The 3,506-nt window shown below is 70.7% G+C and carries 4 protein-coding genes; 1 reads left to right on the top strand and 3 read right to left on the bottom strand.

The genetic code is table 11. From position 1 onward, the window contains the following. Positions 1-194 precede the first annotated feature (194 nt). The 3 genes from ACFWIW_RS30310 to ACFWIW_RS30300 are packed head-to-tail and all read right to left on the bottom strand — an operon-like array spanning position 195 to position 2,790. A complete protein-coding gene (locus ACFWIW_RS30310; protein ID WP_378371614.1) occupies positions 195-656 on the bottom strand; it encodes a GerMN domain-containing protein in 462 nt (153 codons plus the stop codon). Then, positions 653-2,059, bottom strand: a complete 1,407-nt coding sequence (locus tag ACFWIW_RS30305; protein ID WP_378371613.1) for an ATP-binding protein — start codon at positions 2,057-2,059, stop codon at positions 653-655. Before ACFWIW_RS30305 ends, ACFWIW_RS30310 begins: the two co-directional genes overlap by 4 nt. After that, a complete protein-coding gene (locus tag ACFWIW_RS30300; RefSeq protein WP_378371612.1) occupies positions 2,056-2,790 on the bottom strand; it encodes a response regulator in 735 nt (244 codons plus the stop codon). Before ACFWIW_RS30300 ends, ACFWIW_RS30305 begins: the two co-directional genes overlap by 4 nt. 154 nt (positions 2,791-2,944) lie before the next feature. Between ACFWIW_RS30300 and ACFWIW_RS30295 the strand changes: the two genes are divergently transcribed. Next, positions 2,945-3,502 (top strand): M15 family metallopeptidase, encoded by a 558-nt coding sequence (locus ACFWIW_RS30295; RefSeq protein ID WP_378371611.1) that lies wholly within the window; start codon positions 2,945-2,947, stop codon positions 3,500-3,502. Positions 3,503-3,506 lie beyond the last annotated feature (4 nt).

The following is a 3,506-nucleotide window of genomic DNA, read 5'->3' as shown; positions in this document are numbered from 1 at the left end:
TCGTCAGATGTGTATAAGAGACAGTTCTAACCCTCTTTGCCACTCACGACCCCCGCGAGAGCCGGACATGATGAACCAATCGGCACGCAATCGGCGCGAAGTGTCCTTTGTGGACATTCTGGGCTGGGTCGCCCCGCAAATCAGCCCGAAACCCTCCGTCGAGGGCGGCCCTCTCATCGCGAAGCCGGCCACGCCTAGCCGGGCAAGGGACACGACAGCGGACCGCGCACGGACCCCTCGCCCCGCAACGTGATCTGCGCGCCGCCGCCGAGGGAATCCCTGGCAGTGCACACGATCTGGTCGACCGCCCTCGCCGACAGCCCGGTGACGCCGACCGAGAGGGTCACCGTGATCCCGTTCGGCGCGGGCTTCTGGTCCAGCACCGCCGTGCCGGGCGGGACTTCGGTGGTGTAGTGCCGTTCCCGTTCGCTCTCGTCCGGTCCGGCGGCGAGCAGGTCGACGGGGCTGACCGGCGGCAACTCCCCGGCGAGCGGGCGCAAGACCCGGACCGCCTGCCCGCCGGACAGGAAGTAGAGCACCACGGCGTTGGCCGGCCCCGTCGGCGCGGGAGCTCCGGTGATCACGGCACTGGGCCGGACACCGCAGCCCGCGACCACCGAGCCGAGCAGAAGGGCCACGAGCCACGCCTTCCTCATGCCGTCACTCCCCGCCGCGGCAAGCGCAGGGTGAACACCGCGCCACCGTCGGTGCCGTTGGCCGCGCTCAACGTGCCGCCGTGCAGACGGGCGTTCTCCCAGGCGATCGCCAGCCCGAGCCCGCTGCCGCCGGACCTCGCCCTCGCCGAATCCGCCTTGTAGAACCGGTCGAACACCCGTGGCAGCACCTCGGGTGCCAGCCCGGGACCGCGATCCGCGACCTCCAGCGTGATCTGCTCCCCCGCTTCGGAAAGCCGGAGCGAGACGGGCTTTTCCCCGTGCCGCAACGCGTTCCCGACCAGGTTCGCCACGATGACGTCCACCCGACGCGGATCCCACTCGGCGAAAACCCCGGAGGGCAGGTCTCCCTCCACCTCATCCGTCCAGCCCCGGATCCGCAGGCTCGCCGTGATCACCTCGGCGACGTCGACCTCTTCCGGTGCCAGCGCGGCGGCCCCGGCGTCGAAGCGGGAAACCTCGATGAGGTCGTTCACCAGCCGCGTCAGGTTGTGCGTCTCGTCGACGCTCATCTTCGCCGCACGTCCGGCGTCTCCCGGCAGACGCGACGCCTCCTGCTCCAGTACGTCCGCGACCGCGGTCATCGCGGCCAGCGGGGTGCGCAGTTCGTGCGAGACGTCGGCGACGAACCGCCGCGCGTCGGCTTCCATCCGTTCCAGCTCACCGACATGGCGTTCCAGCGATTCGGCCGTCTCGTTGAACGTCCGCGCCACCGCGGCCAGCTCGTCCGAGCCGCGGACACCTACCCGGGCCCGCAGGTCGCCTTCGCCCAGCCGCCGCGCCGCGTCACCCAGCTCCCGCACCGGCCGCAGGACCCCGCGTGCGGCCAGCAGTGCCAGCCCGATGGCGAAGACGAGCGCCAGCCCGCCGATCAGCCAGGCCCGGGTGGCGAGTTCGTCGATACTCCTCGCCTCCCGCGCCATACTGCGCGTGACATAGGCCTCGATACCCGAATCCCGTTGCTGCCCACCGGGAAGCACCACCGTGAACCGGGTGCCCACCACGAGCGTCGGCGTGCCGCCGGCGTCGACCCGCTGCCAGGCGACGTTCCCCGACCGGACCCGCTCGCGAAGCTCCGGCGAGATCAGGGACCGCATCTGCTGGTTCCCGCTCGCCCTGTCCTCGTACAGGACCAGGGAACTCAGCTCACGATCGGACAATTCGCCGCTGATCCGGCTCAGCGTCCCGTCCCCCGGAGGCAGCGGGCCGAGCGGGAACAGCGTGGTGGCCTTGTCGACCAGGACACGGGCGGTGGCGTCCTGCGCCTGCTGGAGGATCACGGTGCGGGACTGGACATAGGCACCGCCCGCGACCGTCGCCGCGGTGATCACGACGAGCAGGCTGAACGCCAGGAGCAGCCGGGTGCGCAGGCCACCGAGCTTCACAGCGGCCCGAAGCGGTAGCCGAATCCGCGAACCGTCTGTACGTACACCGGCGCGGACGAGTCGTCCTCGATCTTCGCGCGCAGCCGCTGCACACAGGCGTCGACGACCCGGGAGTCGCCGAAGTAGCCGTGCTCCCACACGCTTTCCAGCAGGTACTGGCGGCTGAGCACCCGGCCGGGCACCTGCGAGAGTTCCAGCAGCAACCGGAGCTCGGTAGGGGCGAGGGCGACCGGAGCGTCCGCTTTGGTCACCGTCAGCCCGGCACGGTCGATGCCGAGATCGCCGTGGCGCTCGATCCCGGCCGGTGCGGGCGCGGTGGGCGCCGGTTGCCCGGTGCGGCGCAGCACCGCGCGGATCCTCGCCTCCAGCACCTGGGCCCTGGCGGGTTTGACCACGTAGTCGTCCGCGCCGGCCGCGAGCCCGGCCACCACGTCGATGTCCTCGTTGCGCGCGGTGAGCATGATGATCGGCAGATCCCCCGCCGCGCGGATCCGGCGGCACACCTCGAAACCGTCGAGCCCGGGCAGCATCAGGTCCAGTACGACGATGTCCGGCGGCCGTGACGCGAGCCGGGCGAGGCCTTCCTCGCCGGTGGCCACCGCGTCGACCGCGTGGCCACGTCCGCCCAGCGCCATGCTGAGCCCGTCACGCACGGCTTGGTCGTCCTCGATGAGCAGCACCCTGGGCATGCCGACGACTATCGCAGCGCCGGACGGAATCCGCTCGTCCATGACACGCCATGGTGCCCATCCTGTTTCCGCGGGACGTCCACGGAATGTCTTTGTTCTGTCACGGTGTGATCCGTGCGGAACGGTGACATTTTCGTCGGCGTCCGCGCACGGCGCCGCGATCGGGTTCGGACAGGCGGCGGCGACCGTTGACGGCATGAAAGAACTCGTGCTCGCCGCGATCACCCGCGTCCTCGCGGTACTGCTGCTGATCCCGGCGTGGCTGGCCTCCCCCGGCCAGGCCCGGCGGCTCGCCTGCGGATGGGCGCTGTCGCTTCGGTTCCCCGCCGAGAACCTCACCGGGCTCACCCCTGGAACGCTCGCCGCGTTCACCGACGCCAGAACCGAGGCGTTCTGGCGGCATCGCACGCTCCTCGGCGTCACCTCGGGGCATCGGGACGCCGCGGAACAGCATCGGCTGTTCCTCGCCGAGGCCGGGCGAAAGCGCGTCCTGCCGCCTCAGGATTCCGCGCATGTCCGAGGCACCGCGCTGGACGTCCGGCCGCGTGAGGGCGCGCAGTGGCTGGAGGACCACGGCGCCCGCTTCGCGCTCTATCGGATCTACGACAACGAATGGTGGCATTTCGAGTACCGGCCCGGCGAGGCGCAGCCCGAGCGGCTGCCGCATCCCGGCTGGCGGGTCACACACTCGCACAGCAGTGATCAGCCGGGCCTGCCCCCGCTGACGTCGCGAAAGCCACTTTCGCAACGTTGAAGGT

Origin of the sequence: Amycolatopsis sp. NPDC058340, assembly GCF_042723975.1 — a bacterium.
GTDB lineage: Bacteria > Actinomycetota > Actinomycetes > Mycobacteriales > Pseudonocardiaceae > Amycolatopsis.
The sequence above is the reverse complement of the archived record's forward strand: the minus strand, read 5'-3'. Positions and strand labels throughout refer to the sequence as shown.

Bases quoted from the DNA above. Each gene is read 5' to 3' on its own strand.
- ACFWIW_RS30310 (WP_378371614.1), bottom strand. From the start codon at position 656: ATGAGGAAGGCGTGGCTCGTGGCCCTTCTGCTCGGCTCGGTGGTCGCG.
- ACFWIW_RS30300 (WP_378371612.1), bottom strand. From the start codon at position 2,790: ATGGACGAGCGGATTCCGTCCGGCGCTGCGATAGTCGTCGGCATGCCC.
- ACFWIW_RS30295 (WP_378371611.1), top strand. From the start codon at position 2,945: ATGAAAGAACTCGTGCTCGCCGCGATCACCCGCGTCCTCGCGGTACTG.